Here is an 18,170-nt window from a genome sequence, read left to right on the forward strand (position 1 = left end):
GACAGTGTCTACTCTTTGGCCGCCCGCTCGGGGAATGCGTGACGTGGTTCACACGGTTGACGGATGTATGACTCACGACGCCACGCAGGACGCACTGCTCCGGTTGCTCGCGGAGGGCCACGGTGGAGTGCTCGTCACCCTGAAGAGCGACGGTCGACCCCAGCTGTCGAACGTCAGCCATGTCTACTACCCCGACGAGCGCGTCATCCGGGTGTCGATCACCGACGACCGCGCCAAGACCCGCAACCTGCGCCGGGACCCCCGCGCCTCCTACCACGTGACCAGCCCCGACCGGTGGGCGTACACGGTCGCCGAGGGCGCGGCCGACCTCACACCCGTCGCGAAGGACCCGCACGACGACACGGTCGAGGAACTCATCCAGCTGTACCGGGACGTTCTCGGCGAGCATCCGGACTGGGACGACTACCGGGCGGCGATGGTGCGGGACCGGCGGCTGGTGCTGCGGTTGCGGGTGGAGCGGGCGTACGGGATTCCGGCAGGGGCCAACCGGGGATGACCCCTTGCCCGCAGGCCGACCAGGGGTGACCCATCGTCACCATCCCTCACCGGCGCTAAGGTTGATCCGCTGCGTGGCGGGCGGACGACGGGGGAGTGCACGAAGTGATGGATCCGGTGTCCATGAGCGCCATCGGTGCGGTGTTCGGAGCCGTCGGCTCCGGGATGGCGAGCGAGGCCGGAAAGTTGGCCTGGGAGTCGGTCGGCGGAATGGTCCGCCGCTTCGCCGGACGCGAGGTGACCGCACCGGCCACCCCGGACGAACTGGACGCGGTCGCCCGCATGGTCCACGACCGCGTCCACGGTGACCCCGAACTCGCCCTCGTCTGGACCCGGTTCGCGCGAGGCGTGCGCATCCCGGACCCCGCCGCCGGGCCGGGACGCCACTGCCTCCCACCGGCACCCCGCTCCTTCACGGACCGTCAGGACGCCCTGAAACTCCTGGACAAGGAGGCGACCCGCGCCTACGGCGGACGCCCACGGCTCGCGCTCCTCCACGGACCCGAGGGCATCGGCACCAGCACCCTCGCCTTCCACTGGGGCGCACGACAGGCGAACCACTTCCCCGACGGCCAGCTCTACGCCGACCTGCGCGCGCTCGGCCCCGAACCGGTCCTGGCCACCCTGCTGCGCCAACTCGGCCTGCCCGACGAGGACATACCGCCCTCGGCCGCCGACCGGGCCGCCCTGTTCCGGCGCGCCCTGACCGACCGCCGCGCTCTCGTCGTGCTCGACCACGCCCGGTCCGCCGCCCAGGTGCAGCCGTTGCTGGCACCGGCTCCGGACGTGGTCACCCTCGTCGTCGCGCGGAATCCCCTCATCGGCCTCGACGCCCTGCGGATCCCGGTCGGCCCGCTGGGCCGCCGGGACGCGAAACGGCTGCTCACCGAACTGGTCGGCAAACCCGCGGTCAGTGCAGCCCGCGCCACGCTGCCCGCCGTACTGGACCGCTGCGCCGGCTCGCCCTACGCGCTGCGCGCCGCCGCACCCCGGCTGACCGCACCGCCGGAGACGCCGGTCGGGCCCGAGAGCGACCCGCTGATCTCCGCAGTCGAGGACTCGTACCGCCTGCTGAACCCGGACGCCGCCCGCCTCTACCGCCTGACCGGCCTGTACGACTGGCCAGCCCTCGACGCCCCCTCGGCTGCCCGCGCCGCCAATATCGATGAGGCCGAGGCCGCCCGGCTCCTCGACGAGTTGGCCGACGCCCTGCTCATCGACCGTGCGGACCACGGCCGTTACCGCTACCGGCCCGCCGTCCGCGCGCACGCCGAACGGACGGCCGCCGCCACGGACGGGATCGCCGCGTGCTCCGCCGCCGTGTCCCGCACCGTCGAGGGCTATCTGCACCTCGCGCTCGCCGCCGCCCGAGCGGCACTGCCCGAGAGCTGGCGTGTCCCGTCCGAGGCCACACCGCTGTCGTACGAGAACCGGGGCGCGGGCGTCGCCGCACTGGCCGCCGAGGCCCCCAACCTGGTCCAAGCGGTGCACGCCGCCGAGGAGTTCGGCGACTGGAGCACCGTCGTCCTGTTGGGCCAGGCCCTGTGGCCGCTCCAACTCAAGGCCGGCCACCACGACATACTGCTGCCCGCCCTGCAGGCCGGAGTCCGTACGGCCGACGCCCACTTCCCCGGCACCCGCATCGCCGGCGCCCTCCACGCCCAACTCGCCCACAGCCTCATGGAGTTGCGGCGCTGGGACGAGGCGGAACCCGAGGCCCTCGCGGCGGCACGGGACGAACGGGCGGGAGGGCATGTGCGCGGCCAGGCCTCCGCCGTCGAGTTCCTCGGACTGCTGCGGCTGCGCCAGTGGCGGTTCGACGAGGCGTACGCGGCCTTCGACGAGGCGTACCGCATCCTGGACGGCATCGGTCCCGCCGACGAGGGCGCCGCCGATCTGCCGCGCGCCCGCGCCCTGTTGGAACGCCACCGCGGCCGGGCCCTGCGCGGACTCGGCCGCCGTGCCGAGGCCGTCGAACGCCTGGAACGCGCGCTGGCCTTCTTCCGCGCCGCCGGCGAGGCCTACAACACGGCCCGCACCCTCACCGACCTCGCCGAAACCCGCCTGACCGGCGGCGAGTTCACGGCCGCCCGCGCCTTGATCGACGAGGCGACAGCCACCCTGCGCGACGAGAAGGCCGAACAGCACCTGGCCTATCTGCGCAGCCTGCGCGAACGCTGCGACGGCTAACCACGGGTGACCCGCACCCGGTGCACGGCCCCTCCCGTGTGCACGGTCAGCCCCTGCTCGAAAACCTCCTGCAGCGACTTGCCGGACGCGAGCCAGGCATGCAGGGCCGAGACATGGGCGGCGGGGTCGGCGTCAGCCCCGGGCTCGGCGCGCAGGTGCAGCAGGGTGCCGTCCGAGGTGCGGACCGTGCAGGTGCCGGGGCCGGTGACGTACGCGGCGAGGGCACACTGTGGGTACCGGGCGAGCGTCTCCGTCGTCCAGAGCGCGGGGGACCCGAAGCGCGGGTCGTCGGCCGTGCCGTGGCGGAACACCACGTCGGCGAGGGCGAGTTGGGACTGCTCACGGGTGTCCTCGGGCACCGCCATGTGGGTCTCGCCCGTGCTGTCGGGCGCCGGGTGCGGACCCGCGTACCGGACGACCGAGACCTCGCCCGAGCCCAACAACCCGGTCAGCACCTGGAGCGGGACCATGTGTGCCGCGGGCTCGAACGGCGGGAGCGGGAGCGGTTCGAGCAGCGCGGGCGCGTCCGGTTCGGGGATGCCGATGAGGTCGTAGAAGAGGTGCCGGAGGCGGGTCGCCGACTCGCCCGGTACGGAGCTGGTGAAGGCGGCGGGCTCGGGTGAGGGGCTGTGTGTGTCGATCAGCCGGACCAGTTGGGGGCGCAGCGGGAGCGTGGGGTCCAGGCGGGGGGCCGTACGGACGAAGGCGTGTACGGGGGCGTCGGGGGCGAGGCCTGCGAGGGGTGCGGCGCCGAGGAGGACGGGGGTGCCGAGTGCGGCGGCGTAGTAGGTCACCGAGCCGTGGTCGCCGATGACGACGTCGGCGGCGAGCAGCGCTTGGCGCCAGTTGTGCAGGGGGTCGACGAGGGTGAGGCCGGCGCGGCGCGCGCGGTCGAGCCATGCGCGGATCTGGCCGGGGCCGTGGCCGTACCAGATGTTGGGGTGCAGGACGGCCGCGAGACGGTACTCGTCGACGGGGAGTTCGGAGGTCAGCCGGGGCAGGAGGGAGGGCAGGACGTCGTCGCCGAACAGGGATTCCGGGTTCCAGGTGGAGTTGAGCACCACCAGCCGCTGCGCACGCCCGACGCCGAGCGCCCGCCGGTAGCGCTCCCGGTACGGGCGGGCCGCGAGCATGCGGTCCCAGCAGGGATCACCGGCCAGTACGGCCGTGGGCGCGGCCTCGGGGCAGACGGCACGCAGCCGCTCCGCCTGCTCGGGATGCGACAGCACCAGCGCGTCCGCGACGGGCCGTCCGCTTTCGTCGAGCAACCACTCGGGAGACAACCCGAAAACCGGAGCCGCCGCTTCCGCCGCCTCGCCGCCGGGTGTTGGGTGTTGGGTGTCCCCAGCCTCTTAGTATATCCGACACCATGTGACAACACGGCCAATACACCGGAAAATGCCCGGAGTTGACCGCCGAAGCTCGCCGACACCGCCAAATCGACCGGTGTCTGAACGGCCTGGTCCCAGGGCACCACCGGTACCCCGGTTTCCGCCAGCAACTCGGCGACCCCCGCACGAAATGCCGACGACCCCGTGCACGTCACGAGCAACTGCACCCGGAAGTCGTCGTGGAAGAGCGGCAGTACGTCGAGCAGTCGAGTCGCGGACGTCACGTTGTGCACGACGAACAGCACCTTGCGGCTGCGCCCCCGCGTAGTCCACCGCCCGGCGTCGGCGCCAACCGGCACCCGTATCCACTCCTCGGCCCCCGCCACGCCCCTCGACCACCTTTCGCACGTGTGATCGGGCAACGATAGTCAGCCCCGGGCCCGCGTGCACCGGCCGCCCCTGAAATCGGCCGGGGCACGCGGAGGCCCCTCCCTCGGCGGTAGCGGCGCTGTTCTTTTCTGCTCGTTCCGGCCGATGTTCTTGCGCGAAACGTCATCTGTCAACGGGGTGTCTGCGTACGGTGAAAGCCCGGACCGGTCCAAACGCCCCCGAAGCCGAAACTCCCGGGCAACGGAGCCCGGGGGTGCGGTACTTGGGGAGCGACGGTCAGGCCGTCACCGTCTCCGGCTGCGACGTCTCCCGCGGTGACCGTGTGCCGAGCAGTTCCGTCGGGACCGTGTGGGTCTCGCGGGCCGTGAGCGCGGCGATCACCGGCGGGACGCACAGCGCCGCCGTGAAGAGGGCCACCGACGACCAGTCCGTGCCGTCCGGACCCGCGATCTGCGCGGCGAACGTGACCGCGAACCCGGCCACGGCGAAGCCGATCTGGGTGCCGATGGCCATGCCGGACAGCCGGACGCGGGTCGAGAACATCTCGCCGTAGAAGGAGGGCCATACGCCGTTCGCGGCGCTGTAGACCACGCCGAAGGCGACGATGCCGAGGATCAGGATGAGCGCGTAGGAGCCCGTCGAGATCGCCCAGAGGTAGAGGAACATCGTGATCGCGCTGCCGACCGCGCCGATCAGATACACCGGGCGACGGCCGACGCGGTCGGAGAGCGTGGCCCACAGGGGGATCGCGGCGAGGGCGACGAGGTTGGCGAGCGCGCCCACCCACAACATCGACGAGCGGGACATACCGACGGAGTCGCTGGTCGCGTAGGCCAGCGCCCACACCGTGAAGATCGTGGAGACGGAGGCGATGAGCGCGCCCGCGATCACCCGCAGGACGTCCGCCCAGTGCTCGCGCAGCAGTACCACCAGCGGCAGTTTCACGACTCCCTCGGTTGCCGCCTGCTCGGCGAAGGCCGGGGTCTCCTGGAGGTTGCGGCGGATGAAGTACCCCGCGACCGCGACCAGCACGCTCGCCCAGAATGGAACGCGCCAACCCCACGACAGCAGTTGCTTGTCCGGGAGTTGGGCGACGGTGAGGAACACGAGAGTGGCGATCAGCTGGCCGCCCTGGGTGCCGCTCAGCGTGAAACTGGTGAAGAAGCCGCGCCGGTTCGCCGGCGCGTGCTCCAGCGTCATGGAACTGGCACTCGCCTGCTCGCCCGCCGCCGAGATGCCCTGGAGGACCCGGCACAGCACGAGCAACACCGGTGCGAGCGTGCCGACTTGGCCCCGCGTGGGCAGACAGCCGATGAGGAACGTCGACAGGCCCATCAGCAGCAGCGTGAAGATCATGATCTTCTTGCGGCCGACCCGGTCGCCGAAGTGCCCGAGGAACAGCGCGCCGACCGGCCGGGCCGCGTAGGCGACACCGAAGGTCGCGAGGGAGAGCAGGGTCGCCGTCGCCGGGTCCGAGTCGTCGAAGAAGACCTTCGGGAAGATCAGGGCTGCGGCGCTGCCGTAGATGAAGAAGTCGTAGTACTCCAGGGCGCTGCCGATCCAGGCGGCGGTGGCGGCCTTTTTCGGTTGCCCGACGGCTTTGGCGGGGACGGACACGGCTTGCTCCTTCGGGGGGACTCCACCGTAGGCGGAGTGAGCGGCGGGGGAGAGGTGCCGGATCCCTGGGGTGACGGGACGGCCGTGCCGGGTGCTGCCCGGCTAATTAACCCACTGGGTAGTTAGTAGCGGTTGGCTACGGATGTTGCGCTCACGTTTCCCGGGTGTCAAGAGGTCGTACCGAAGGATCTCGCGGCTCAGTCCGTCGCCCGCTCCGCCGTCAGATAGGCGATCACCATGTCGCCCAGCATGGTCCGGTAGTACTCGCGCCGGTCCGGTGCGACCAGGTCGCGGCCGAACAGGGCGCCGAAGGTGTGCCGGTTGGCGACCCGGAAGAAGCAGAAGGAACTGATCATCGCGTGCAGGTCGACGGCGTCCACGTCGGCCGTGAACAGACCGGACTTCTGGCCCGACTCCAGGATGCGGCGGATCACGTCGAGGGCGGGCGAGCCGATCTTCCCGAGCTTCTCGGAGGCGGCGATGTGCTCGGCGCCGTGGATGTTCTCGATGGACACCAGGCGGATGAAGTCCGGGTGCTGCTCATGGTGGTCGAAGGTCAGCTCCGCGAGTCGGCGGATGGCCGCGACCGGGTCCAGGTGCTCGACGTCCAGGCCGCGTTCGGCCTCGCGGATCACGCCGTAGGACCGTTCCAGGACGGCCGTGAAGAGCTGTTCCTTGCCGCCGAAGTAGTAGTAGATCATCCGCTTGGTGGTGCGGGTGCGGGCGGCGATCTCGTCGACGCGGGCGCCGTCGTAGCCGGCTCGGGCGAACTCGTGGGTCGCGACGTCGAGGATCTCGGCCTTGGTGCGGGCCGCGTCACGGATGCGCCCGTTCGGTCGTGCCGGTTCTTCGACGCTGGTCATCGGGTTCCTTGGCTTCCTTCGGGCGTGCGCGCGGTGTGCGGCCGATTGTAGAAGGAGGGACTGGCGGTACGTGGTCGAGTTCTCGGCCGGGGCCTTCCCGCAGGTCCGCGATCCTGATATAGCTAACGTACTAGTTCGTACATTAGTGAGCCGCTCAGGAGGGCCATCGTGGCCGACGTCTTCAAGGACTCGTCTCTCGTCGACTCGTATCTCGTCGGGCTGATCGGTTCCGGCATCGGGCCCTCCCTCAGCCCGGCCCTGCACGAACGCGAGGCCGACCGGCAGGGGCTGCGCTATCTGTACCGGCTCATCGACATCGACGTGCTCGGCGTCGGCCCGGAAGCGGTGGGCGACCTGGTGCGGGCCGCCCGTGACCTGGGCTTCGACGGGCTCAACATCACCCACCCGTGCAAGCAGCTCGTCATCGAGCACCTCGACGGGCTCTCGCCGCAGGCTGAGGCACTTGGGGCGGTCAACACCGTCGTGTTCGAGGCGGACGGCCGCGCGATCGGCCACAACACGGACGTCACCGGCTTCGCCGCCTCCTTCGCACGGGGACTGCCCGACGCGCCCATGGAACGCGTCGTCCAGCTCGGCGCGGGCGGCGCGGGCGCGGCCGTCGCCCATGCCACGCTCACCCTCGGCGCCGAGCGCGTCACCGTCGTCGACGCGTTGCCGGAACGGTCCAACGCCCTCGCCGACTCCCTGAACCGCCACTTCGGCCCGGACCGCGCCGCCGGTGCCACTCCCGACCGGCTGCCCGAACTGCTCGCCGCCGCCGACGGCATCGTGCACGCCACACCCACCGGGATGGCCGCCCACCCCGGACTGCCCTTCCCCGCACGGCTGTTGCACTCCGGACTCTGGGTCGCCGAAGTGGTCTACCGCCCGCTGGAGACCCAACTGCTGAACACCGCCCGCGCGTTGGGCTGCGCCACCCTCGACGGCGGCGGCATGGCCGTCTTCCAGGCGGCGGACGCGTTCCGCCTGTTCACCGGCCGGGAACCCGACAATGCCCGCATGCTCGCGGACATCGCCGAGTTGGCCGGTGCCGTGCCCGCACCGAAGTAGCCGTGCCCGCAGCGACATTGAGAGGTACCCCGATGCGCACGTCCATCGCCACCGTCTCCCTCAGCGGCTCCCTCACCGAGAAACTCACCGCCGCCTCCCGGGCCGGCTTCGACGGTGTCGAGATCTTCGAGAACGACCTGCTCGCCAGCCCCCTCACGCCCGAGGAGATCCGCGCCAGGTGCGCCGACCTCGGCCTGACCATCGACCTCTACCATCCGATGCGGGACATCGAGGCGGTGCCCGAGGCCGAGTTCGCCCGCAATCTGCGCCGCGCCCGCCACAAGTTCGAGCTGATGCGCAGGCTCGGCACCGACACCGTCCTCGTCTGCTCCAGCGTCTCTCCCCTCGCCGAGGACGACGACGCGCTCGCCGCCGCCCAGCTGAGCCAACTAGCGGACCTGGCACAGGAGTTCGGCGTCCGCGTCGCCTACGAGGCACTCGCCTGGGGACGGCACGTCAGCACGTACGACCACGCCTGGCGCATCGTCGAGGCGGCCGGCCACCCGGCACTCGGCACCTGCCTCGACAGTTTCCACATCCTGTCGCGCGGCTCGGACCCCAAGGGCATAGAAGACATCCCCGGCGAGAAGATCTTCTTCCTCCAGCTCGCCGACGCCCCGCTGCTCGCCATGGACGTCCTGCAGTGGAGCCGCCACTACCGCTGCTTCCCGGGCCAGGGCGGCTTCGACGTCGCCGGACTGGTACGGCACGTCCTGACCGCCGGCTACGACGGCCCGCTCTCGCTGGAGGTCTTCAACGACGTGTTCCGGCAGGCGGAAGCCGGCCCGACAGCGGTCGACGCCCAACGCTCCCTGCTGGTCCTGCAGGAGACGGTCGGCGTACTGGAACCCCCAACTCCCGTCGTCCCCACGGGCATCGCCTTCGCCGAACTCGTCACCCCCGACGCGGAACCCGTCTCGGCCCTGCTCGGCGCCCTCGGCTTCGCCCGCACGGCCCGCCACCACGGCAAACCGGTGGACCTGTGGCAGCAGGGCGAGGCCCGCATCCTGGTCAACACCGGCTCCGCCCTACGACGGGACGGCACCGCCCTCGCTGCGATCGGCCTGGAATCACCCGACCCGGAGGGCGCGGCCCGCCGCGCCGAAGCCCTCCTCGCGCCCGTCCTGCCCCGCCGCCGCACACTTGCGGACGCCCAACTCGACGCCGTGGCCGCACCGGACGGCACGGAACTCTTCTTCTGCGCCCGCACCACCCCCGAACACCCGGGCTGGCGGGCCGACTTCACCGACACCACCGGTCAACTGCCCGCAGGGACAGGCGTCCAGCGCATCGACCACCTGGCCCTCACCCAACCCTGGCACCACTTCGACGAGGCAACGCTCTTCCACCGCAGCGTCCTCGGGCTCCAGGCGCAGGAGAGCGTCGACGTCGCCGACCCCTACGGCCTGCTGCGCAGCCGCGCCGTCACCAACCCCGACGGCAGCGTCCGTATCGCCCTGAGCGTCGGCGCGGCCCCGACCGAGCACGGCGCCCCCGCCCAGCACATCGCCCTCGCCACCGAGGACGTGGTCGCCGCGGCCCGCCGTTTCCGCGACTCCGGCGGGCAACTCCTGCGCATGCCCGCGAACTACTACGACGACCTCGCGGCCCGATTCGACTTCACCGAGGGCGAGTTGGAGACGTACCAGGACCTCGGCATCCTCTACGACCGGGACGCGGGCGGCGAGTTCCGGCACTGCTACACCCGGACGGTCGGGCGGGTCTTCTTCGAACTGGTCCAGCGGGAGCCGGGCTACCGCGGTTACGGCGCCCAGAACGCGCCCGTGCGGCTGGCCGCCCAGCACACGGCGAAGCGCCTCACTGGCGGCTGACGGTCCTGGTCACGCCGGTGACGACCGTCGTGGCCAGGATCCAGCCGGTGATGATCAGGGCGTAGGCGAGGTACTGATACCCGCCGTCCGGCGCGAACGCCTCCTCCTGGCCGAAGGAGATCACCGGCAGCAGCAGGTCGAGGGTGTAGAACACCGGGTTGAAGTGCGGGGCCTCGGACGCCTTGAGGGCGTGCGGGTGGTGCAGGCCGTAGGCCAGGGAGCCGATGGCCAGCAGCGACAGGAGCCAGCCGCAGGCGCGCAGCGGGCGGAAGCCGTAGCCGACGGTGGCGTCCTGGACGTAGCCCCACACGCGCCCGTACCAGGGGTGGGTGCCGCGCAGGCGGCGCTGCTTGGCGAGTTGGACGCGGCGGGCGGCGCCGTCGTCGCCGATCCGGCGGTAGGCGGCGGCCAACTGCTCGTAGGCGTGCGGGACATAGCCGTCGCCGTCGCGTTCCAGCATGGTCAGCCGGCGCTCGGCGGGCTCGTGGGGGATGAGGGAGGTGTAGGCGAAGCTGGTGAGGAAGACCTGGTCCGGCAGCACTTCCGGCTCCAGCAGCAGGACGTCGATCTGGGCACTTCGCAGTACGACACCGCCCTGGGCGGGCGGGCTCTGGCGCAGCCAGAGTTCCCCCATGGTGGTGCTGCTCGCCAGCAGCGCCTGGCCGCCGGGGTTTGACAGGGTCGTGTACGACAGGTCGAGCCGACCCGCGATCCGGGCTCCGCGCAGACCGATCCAGCCGTCCACGCGGGCCTCCCGGACGAGGACGTTGCCCTCCACGGTGAGGATCTCGGCGTCGACGGCGGAGTCTCCGGGGTTGGAGAGCTGGGCCGTGTTGAGGTTGACCGACCCGGCGACACTCGCCCCGCTGAGCCGTATCTGACCTCGCGTGCGCAGCCCGGCCGCACGGAGATCGTCGCCGACGGCCGCCTGGTTGAGCTGGAGCACCGGCTCCTCGGCGTCCGGAGCGATGATCTCCGAGCCCTCCATGAACAGGCTCCCGGCGACCTTCGCCCCGGCCAGCCGCACCACTCCGCGGAACCGGGCCCGGGTCAGCCGCAGCACGCCGTCCACCCGCATCGCGTGGGCGGTCAGCCCGGGCAGGACGGAGTCGCCGAGGTTGAGTTCGCGGAGTCGGCAGGCGTAGAGGCGAGGCACTTCGTCGAAGTGGCAGTACCGCAGCCGGACCGGGGGGTCGATCGTCGCGTACTGCAGATCGAGCCTGCCGCTGATCCGGGCGCCCGCCAGGCTCAGCGACGGTATCTCGCCCGCTTCCTGCGGCACGTTGAGCAGCAGGGCCCGCAACACCTCGGCGCGGACGGTCCGTTCGGGTCCCCAGTCGTCGCCGAGGGCCACGTCCTCGTCCTCCGCCGTACGGAAGTCCACGGACTCGCCCAGCGGGAACGCCCGCCACACCTGTTCCTCGGCCGGTGTCAGATCGTTGATCTCCATCAAGCGGGACTCTAGCCGCGCGGAGGCCGTGGGCACAGGGGACGACAACGGCCCGGACCGCACGTCAACGCGCGGGCCGGGCCGGTGAGTTGTGCCGTTGTTACGGTCGGGTGTTCCACTCCGCGATGACCGGGCGGTCGTGCTCGGTGGAGAGGCGGCTGACCGTGCCGGTCGCCAGTTGGAACAGGCGGCCGTCCGCCGCCGTCAGGCCCAGTCGGCGGGCCGTGAGGACACGCAGGAAGTGGGCGTGGGCCACGAGGATCACGTCACCGTCCCCGAGCGCCGCGTCCACCCGCTTCAGCACCTGGTCGGCCCGGGCGCTGATCCGGTCCGGGGACTCACCGGGGTGTCCGGCCGGGCCCGGCGGCACCCCGTCGGTCCACAAGTACCAGTCGGGGCGGGCTTGGTGGATGTCGACGGTGGTGACGCCCTCGTAGGCGCCGTAGTCCCACTCGTGCAGGTCGGGGTCGGGTACGGCCCCGGTGATGCCCGCGAGTTCGGCGGTGCGTATCGCGCGGCCGAGCGGGCTGGTGAGTGCGAGAGCGAAGGTCCGGCCCGAGAGGAGCGGAGCGAGGGACTTGGCCTGTTCCTCGCCGTGCTGGGTGAGGGGCAGGTCGGTCCAGCTGGTGTGCTGGCCCGACACGCTCCACTCCGTCTCGCCGTGGCGGACCAGCAGAAGATCCCCCACGGCGCGCCTACTTGGACTCGACGGCGTGACCGCCGAACTGGTTGCGCAGCGCCGCGATCATCTTCATCTGCGGCGAGTCGTCCTGGCGCGACGCGAACCGCGCGAAGAGGGAGGCCGTGATCGCGGGCAGCGGCACCGCGTTGTCGATGGCCGCCTCGACGGTCCACCGGCCCTCGCCGGAGTCCTCCGCGAAGCCCCGCAGCTTGTCCAAGTGCTCGTCACCGTCAAGGGCGTTGACCGCGAGGTCGAGCAGCCACGAGCGGATGACGGTGCCCTCCTGCCAGGAGCGGAACACCTCGCGCACGTCCGTGACGGAGTGGACCTTCTCCAGCAGCTCCCAACCCTCGGCGTACGCCTGCATCATGGCGTACTCGATGCCGTTGTGAACCATCTTCGAGAAGTGGCCCGCGCCCACCTTGCCGGCGTGCACGAAGCCGAACTCGCCCTCCGGCTTGAGGGCGTCGAAGATCGGCTGGACCTTCGCGATGTTCTCGGCGTCGCCGCCGACCATCAGGGCGTAGCCGTTCTTCAGGCCCCACACACCGCCGGAGACACCCGCGTCGACGAAGCCGATGCCCTTGGCACCCAGCTCCTCGGCGTGCTTCTCGTCGTCCGTCCAGCGGGAGTTGCCGCCGTCGACCACCGTGTCGCCGGCCTGGAGCAGGTCGCCCAGCTCGTCGACGACCGACTGGGTCGGGGCACCGGCCGGGACCATCACCCAGACCGTGCGCGGGGCTTCGAGCTTGCTGACCAGTTCGGCCAGGTCGCTCACGTCGGAGATCTCGGGGTTGCGGTCGTAGCCGATGACGGTGTGGCCCGCGCGGCGGATCCGCTCGCGCATGTTGCCGCCCATCTTGCCGAGGCCGATCAGTCCGAGCTGCATGTCAGTTCACTTCCTGAGAATCCTGGGAATTACGGAGAGTCCGGTAGGTGGCCACGAGCGCGGCGGTGGAGGGGTCGAGCCCGGGCACGTCCGCGCCTTCGGTGAGGGCGGGTTCGACGCGCTTGGCGAGGACCTTGCCCAACTCCACGCCCCACTGGTCGAAGGAGTCGATGTTCCAGACGGCGCCCTGTACGAACACCTTGTGCTCGTAGAGCGCGATGAGCTGTCCGAGCACCGACGGGGTCAGCTCGCGGGCCAGGATCGTGGTCGTGGGGTGGTTGCCCTTGAACGTCTTGTGCGGCACCAGCTCCTCGGGCACACCCTCGGCCCGGACCTCGTCCGGCGTCTTGCCGAACGCCAACGCCTGTGTCTGGGCGAAGAAGTTGGCCATCAGCAGGTCGTGCTGCGCCTTGAGCCCGTCACTCAACTCGGCGACCGGGTTGACGAAGCCGATGAAGTCCGCCGGGATCAACTTCGTGCCCTGGTGGATGAGTTGGTAGTAGGCGTGCTGGCCATTGGTCCCGGGCGTGCCCCAGACCACCGGCCCGGTCTGCCACTCCACCGGATTCCCGTCCCGGTCCACCGACTTGCCGTTGGACTCCATGTCCAGCTGCTGCAAGTAGGCGGTGAACTTGGAGAGATAGTGCGAGTACGGCAGTACGGCGTGCGACTGGGCGTCGAAGAAGTTGCCGTACCAGACACCCAACAGGCCGAGCAGCAAAGGTGCGTTGGACTCGGCGGGTGCGGTGCGGAAGTGCTCGTCGACGAGGTGGAAGCCGTCGAGCATCTCCCGGAAGCGGTCGGGCCCGATGGCGATCATCAGCGACAGCCCGATCGCCGAGTCGTACGAGTAACGGCCGCCGACCCAGTCCCAGAACTCGAACATGTTGTCCGTGTCGATGCCGAAGTCCGACACCTTCCCGGCGTTCGTCGACAGCGCCACGAAGTGCATCGCCACGGCCTTGTCGTCACCGCCGAGACCCTCAAGGAGCCATGTCCGGGCAGACGTTGCGTTGGTGATCGTCTCGATCGTGGTGAACGTCTTCGACGCGACGATGAACAACGTCTCCGCCGGGTCCAGGTCGCGGACCGCCTCGTGCAGGTCGGCGCCGTCCACGTTCGACACGAAGCGGACCGTCAACGAGCGGTCGGTGAACGCGCGGAGCGCCTCGTACGCCATCGCCGGACCCAGGTCCGAGCCACCGATGCCGATGTTGACGACGTTGCGGATACGACGGCCCGTGTGGCCGGTCCACTCGCCGGAGCGGACGCGGTTCGCGAAGGCGGCCATCTTGTCGAGCACGGCGTGGACTTGGGGCACGACGTTCTCGCCGTCGACCTCGATGACCGCGTCGCGCGGGGCGCGCAGCGCGGTGTGCAGGACCGCGCGGTCCTCCGTGACGTTGATCTTCTCGCCGCGGAACATGGCGTCCCGGAGGCCGAACACACCGGTGGCGGTGGCCAGTTCCTGGAGCAGGGCGAGGGTCTCGTCCGTGATCAGGTGCTTGGAGTAGTCGATGCGCAGATCGCCGACGGTGACCACGTACCGCTCCGCGCGCCCCGGGTCCGTCGCGAACAACTCACGCAACTGCGGGTGCAGTTGACCCGCGCGGTGGTCCTCCAGCGCGGCCCACTCCGGTCGCCGGGTGAGCTTGGGGGAGTCAGACATGACGGGGGGTCTCCTTGGTGCCCTCGGCCCGGAGGGCGATGGCGTACATCTCGTCGGCGTCGAGGCGCCGCAGCTCCTCGGCGATCAGTTCGGAGGTCGTGCGGACCTTCAGCGCGAGGGTGCGGGAGGGCTGCCCGGGCAGGGACAGCGTGGCAAGCGGTCCGTCGGGGCGGTCGATGACGACCTCGCCGGCCGCGGTACCCAGGCGCACGGCCGTGACGACCGGTCCGGCGGTGACCACGCGGTCGATCTTCACCTTCAGCCGCGCCTCCAGCCAGCGGGCCAGCAGCTCGGCGGCGGGGTTGTCGGCCTCGCTCTCCACGGCACCCGAGGTGATCTTCGACTTGGCCTGGTCGAGGGCCGCCGCCAGCATCGAGCGCCACGGGGTCAGCCGGGTCCAGGCGAGGTCGGTGTCGCCGGGCGCGTAGGAGTGGGCGCGGGCGTTGAGGGCCTCGATGGGGTTCACCGCCGCGTACAGGTCGGTGATCCGGCGCTGCGCGAGGGCGCCCAGCGGGTCCTTCGCCGGAATCTCGGGGGCGTCCCCGGGCCACCACACGACGACCGGCGCGTCCGGCAGCAGCAGCGGCAGCACCACGGAGTCGGCGTGGTCGGACACCTCGCCGTAGGTCCGCAGCACGACCGTCTCGCCGGTGCCGGCGTCGGCGCCCACCCGGACCTCGGCGTCGAGGTGCGAATTGGTACGGTCCCGCGGGGTGCGGGCGTGCCGCTTGATGACGACCAGGGTGCGCGAGGGGTGCTCGTGCGAGGCCTCCTCGGCCGCCTTGATCGAGTCGTAGGCGTTCTCCTCGTCCGTGACGATGACCATCGTCAGGACCATGCCCACGGCAGGGGTGCCGATGTCGCGGCGACCCTGCACCAGCGCCTTGTTGATCTTGCTTGCCGTGGTGTCGCTCAGGTCGATCTTCATGGCCTGCGCCAGCTCCGTCCGTCTCGTGCGAGCATCTCGTCCGCCTCCTCGGGACCCCAACTGCCCGAGGGGTACTGCGCGGGCTTGCCGTTCTGCGCCCAGTACTCCTCGATCGGGTCGAGGATCTTCCAGGACTCTTCCACTTCCTGGTGGCGCGGGAACAGGTTGGCGTCGCCGAGCAGTACGTCCAGGATGAGCCGCTCGTACGCCTCCGGGCTCGACTCCGTGAACGACTCGCCGTAGGCGAAGTCCATGGACACGTCCCTGATCTCCATCGACGTGCCCGGCACCTTGGAGCCGAACCGGACGGTCATGCCCTCGTCGGGCTGGACGCGGATGACGATCGCGTTCTGGCCCAACTCCTCGGTGGCGCTGGAGTCGAAGGGGGAGTGCGGGGCGCGCTTGAAGACGACCGCGATCTCCGTCACGCGCCGCCCGAGCCGCTTGCCGGTGCGCAGGTAGAAGGGGATGCCCGCCCAGCGGCGGTTGTCGACCTCCAGCTTGACGGCCGCGTAGGTGTCGGTCTTCGACTTGGGGTCGATGCCGTCTTCCTCCAGGTAGCCGACGACCTTCTCGCCGCCCTGCCAGCCCTCCGCGTACTGCCCGAACACCGTGTGCTCGCCCAGCTCCCGGGGCAGCCGCACCGACTTGAGCACCTTCAGCTTCTCGGTGAGCAGCGCCTCCTCGTCGAAGGCGATCGGCTCCTCCATGGCGGTCAGCGCCATCAGCTGGAGCAGGTGGTTCTGGATGACGTCACGGGCCGAACCGATGCCGTCGTAGTAGCCGGCGCGCCCGCCGATGCCGATGTCCTCGGCCATCGTGATCTGGATGTGGTCGACGTAGGACCGGTTCCAGATGGGCTCGTACATCTGGTTGGCGAAACGCAGCGCCAGGATGTTCTGGACGGTCTCCTTGCCGAGGTAGTGGTCGATACGGAACACCTGGTCCGGGTCGAACACCTCGTGCACGATCTTGTTCAGCTCACGCGCGCTCTTCAGGTCACGGCCGAACGGCTTCTCGATGACCGCGCGCCGCCAGGAACCGTCCGGGGAGTTCGCGAGGCCGTGCTTCTTCAGCTGCTGGACGACCTTCGGGAAGAACTTCGGCGGTACGGAGAGATAGAACGCGTAGTTGCCGCTGGTACCGCGGGATCCGTCCAACTCGTCGACAGCCGCGCGCAGTTGCTTGAACGCCGTGTCGTCGTCGAAGTCACCCGGGATGAACCGCATGCCCTCGGCGAGCTGCTGCCAGACCTCCTCGCGGAACTCGGTCCGGGAATGCTCGCGCACCGAGTCGTGCACCACCTGCGCGAAGTCCTGGTCCTCCCAGTCCCGCCGGGCGAACCCGACGAGGGAGAAGCCCGGCGGCAGCATGCCGCGGTTCGCCAGGTCGTAGACGGCCGGCATCAGCTTCTTGCGGGACAGGTCACCGGTGACACCGAAGATGACCAGCCCGGACGGGCCCGCGATACGGGGGAGCCGGCGGTCGCGGGGGTCACGCAGCGGGTTGTCCCAGTCGGCGGTGAGGGCGTCGGTGAGTTCCTCGACGGTCAGTGACCCGTTCTCCGCTGTCTTCGTTTCGGGAAGCTCCTCGCTCATTCCCCGTCGACCCCCTTGCTGCTCAGCGACTGCGCGACGGCGTCCAGCAGGTCCTGCCAGGCCACCTCGAACTTGGCGACGCCCTCGTCCTCCAACTGCTTGACGACCACGTCGTACGAGATCCCGAGCCGCTCTACGGCGTCCAGGTCGGCGCGCGCCTGGGCGTAGCCGCCGGTCACCGTGTCGCCGTGGATGTCACCGTGGTCGGCGGTGGCGTTCAGCGTCGCCTCGGGCATGGTGTTGACCGTGCCGGGCGCGACCAGCTCGTCGACGTACAGGGTGTCCTTGTACGACGGGTCCTTCACGCCGGTCGAGGCCCACAGGGGGCGCTGCTTGTTGGCCTTCGCACCCGCGAGAACGGTCCAACGGTCCGAGGAGAAGACGTCCTCGTACGCCTCGTAGGCGAGCCGCGCGTTGGCTAGCGCCGCCTTGCCCTTGAGGGCGAGGGCCCCGTCCGTGGCGAGCGCCGTCAGGCGCTTGTCGATCTCGGAGTCGACGCGGGAGACGAAGAAGGAGGCCACGGAGTGGATGGTCGCCAGGTCGATGCCCGCGGCGCGTGCCTTCTCCAGGCCGGCCAGGTAGGCGTCCATGACCTCGCGGTAGCGCTCCAGGGAGAAGATCAGCGTGACGTTCACGCTGATGCCCTCGCCGATGACCTCGGTGATGGCCGGAAGACCGGCCTTCGTCGCCGGGATCTTGATCATCACGTTGGAACGGTCCACCAGCCAGGAGAGCTGCTTGGCCTCGGCGATGGTGGCCGCCGTGTTGTGGGCGAGCCGCGGGTCGACCTCGATCGACACCCGGCCGTCCTGGCCACCGGTCGCCTCGTACACCGGGCGCAGGATGTCGGCGGCGGCGCGGACGTCGGCGGTGGTCATCATCCGTACGGCCTCTTCGACCGTCACCTTGCGCACGGCGAGGTCGGCGAGCTGCTCCTCGTATCCCTCGCCGGAGCCGATGGCGGCCTGGAAGATGGACGGGTTGGTGGTGACACCGACGACGTTCTTGGTGTCGACGAGTTCGGCGAGATTGCCGGACTCGATCCGCTTGCGCGACAGGTCGTCCAGCCAGATGGAGACGCCCTCGTCGGACAGGCGCTTGAGTGCTCCCGCGGTGGCGGTCACTTCGGTCACTGTGATCATCT

The 18,170-nt window shown here is 70.4% G+C and carries 14 protein-coding genes; 4 read left to right on the forward strand and 10 right to left on the reverse strand.

Going from position 1 to position 18,170, the window contains the following annotated elements; all coding sequences use genetic code 11:
• The first annotated feature begins 67 nt into the window (after positions 1-67).
• Together AB0I69_RS13485 and AB0I69_RS13490 are read left to right on the forward strand one after the other, a co-directional pair.
• Positions 68-517, forward strand: coding sequence for a PPOX class F420-dependent oxidoreductase (locus AB0I69_RS13485; RefSeq protein WP_363095766.1), 450 nt, complete (start codon positions 68-70; stop codon positions 515-517).
• A gap of 122 nt (positions 518-639) precedes the next feature.
• Entirely contained in the window at positions 640-2,706 is a 2,067-nt protein-coding gene (locus AB0I69_RS13490; RefSeq protein ID WP_363095767.1) for a tetratricopeptide repeat protein, read from the forward strand.
• On the opposite strand, the gene AB0I69_RS13495 is transcribed toward AB0I69_RS13490, so the two are convergent.
• The 3 genes from AB0I69_RS13495 to AB0I69_RS13505 form a co-directional block, all read right to left on the reverse strand.
• A complete protein-coding gene (locus tag AB0I69_RS13495; protein ID WP_363095768.1) occupies positions 2,703-3,989 on the reverse strand; it encodes a hypothetical protein in 1,287 nt (428 codons plus the stop codon). The genes AB0I69_RS13490 and AB0I69_RS13495 overlap by 4 nt on opposite strands.
• Before the next feature lie 714 nt (positions 3,990-4,703).
• Positions 4,704-6,044, reverse strand: a complete 1,341-nt coding sequence (locus AB0I69_RS13500) for an MFS transporter (RefSeq protein ID WP_363095769.1) — start codon at positions 6,042-6,044, stop codon at positions 4,704-4,706.
• Between the two features lie 197 nt (positions 6,045-6,241).
• A complete protein-coding gene (locus AB0I69_RS13505) occupies positions 6,242-6,907 on the reverse strand; it encodes a TetR/AcrR family transcriptional regulator (protein ID WP_363095770.1) in 666 nt (221 codons plus the stop codon).
• A 168-nt stretch (positions 6,908-7,075) separates the two neighbouring features.
• On the opposite strand from AB0I69_RS13505, the gene AB0I69_RS13510 reads away from it, so the two are divergent.
• Together AB0I69_RS13510 and AB0I69_RS13515 are read left to right on the forward strand one after the other, a co-directional pair.
• Positions 7,076-7,978 carry a shikimate dehydrogenase gene (locus AB0I69_RS13510; RefSeq protein WP_363095771.1) on the forward strand — a complete coding sequence of 301 codons (903 nt, stop codon included), beginning with the start codon at positions 7,076-7,078 and terminating at the stop codon, positions 7,976-7,978.
• Between the two features lie 32 nt (positions 7,979-8,010).
• Complete coding sequence (locus tag AB0I69_RS13515; protein ID WP_363095772.1) at positions 8,011-9,810, forward strand: TIM barrel protein; 1,800 nt, start codon at positions 8,011-8,013, stop codon at positions 9,808-9,810.
• Here the strand turns inward: AB0I69_RS13515 and AB0I69_RS13520 are convergent.
• The 7 genes from AB0I69_RS13520 to tal form a co-directional block, all read right to left on the reverse strand.
• Positions 9,797-11,260: a membrane-associated oxidoreductase gene (locus tag AB0I69_RS13520; RefSeq protein ID WP_363095773.1), complete on the reverse strand. Its 1,464-nt coding sequence runs from the start codon at positions 11,258-11,260 to the stop codon at positions 9,797-9,799. The two genes, AB0I69_RS13515 and AB0I69_RS13520, sit on opposite strands and share 14 nt — an antisense overlap.
• Positions 11,261-11,360: 100 nt before the next feature.
• A complete protein-coding gene (locus AB0I69_RS13525; protein WP_363095774.1) occupies positions 11,361-11,948 on the reverse strand; it encodes a histidine phosphatase family protein in 588 nt (195 codons plus the stop codon).
• Between the two features lie 7 nt (positions 11,949-11,955).
• A complete protein-coding gene (gene gnd / locus AB0I69_RS13530) occupies positions 11,956-12,831 on the reverse strand; it encodes a phosphogluconate dehydrogenase (NAD(+)-dependent, decarboxylating) (protein ID WP_363095775.1) in 876 nt (291 codons plus the stop codon).
• Between the two features lies 1 nt (position 12,832).
• On the reverse strand, positions 12,833-14,500 hold the full coding sequence (gene pgi, locus AB0I69_RS13535; protein WP_363095776.1) for a glucose-6-phosphate isomerase: 1,668 nt from the start codon (positions 14,498-14,500) through the stop codon (positions 12,833-12,835).
• Positions 14,493-15,428, reverse strand: a complete 936-nt coding sequence (gene opcA, locus AB0I69_RS13540) for a glucose-6-phosphate dehydrogenase assembly protein OpcA (RefSeq protein WP_363095777.1) — start codon at positions 15,426-15,428, stop codon at positions 14,493-14,495. The genes pgi and opcA overlap by 8 nt, the downstream gene beginning before the upstream one ends.
• The gene (zwf, locus tag AB0I69_RS13545; RefSeq protein WP_363095778.1) at positions 15,425-17,026 is read right to left on the reverse strand and encodes a glucose-6-phosphate dehydrogenase; all 1,602 of its coding nucleotides are present in this window, start codon (positions 17,024-17,026) and stop codon (positions 15,425-15,427) included. The genes opcA and zwf overlap by 4 nt, the downstream gene beginning before the upstream one ends.
• Entirely contained in the window at positions 17,023-18,168 is a 1,146-nt protein-coding gene (gene tal / locus AB0I69_RS13550) for a transaldolase (RefSeq protein ID WP_363095779.1), read from the reverse strand. Before tal ends, zwf begins: the two co-directional genes overlap by 4 nt.
• Between the last annotated feature and the right edge of the window lie 2 nt (positions 18,169-18,170).

The organism is Streptomyces sp. NPDC050508, assembly GCF_040655155.1.
Classification (GTDB): domain Bacteria; phylum Actinomycetota; class Actinomycetes; order Streptomycetales; family Streptomycetaceae; genus Streptomyces.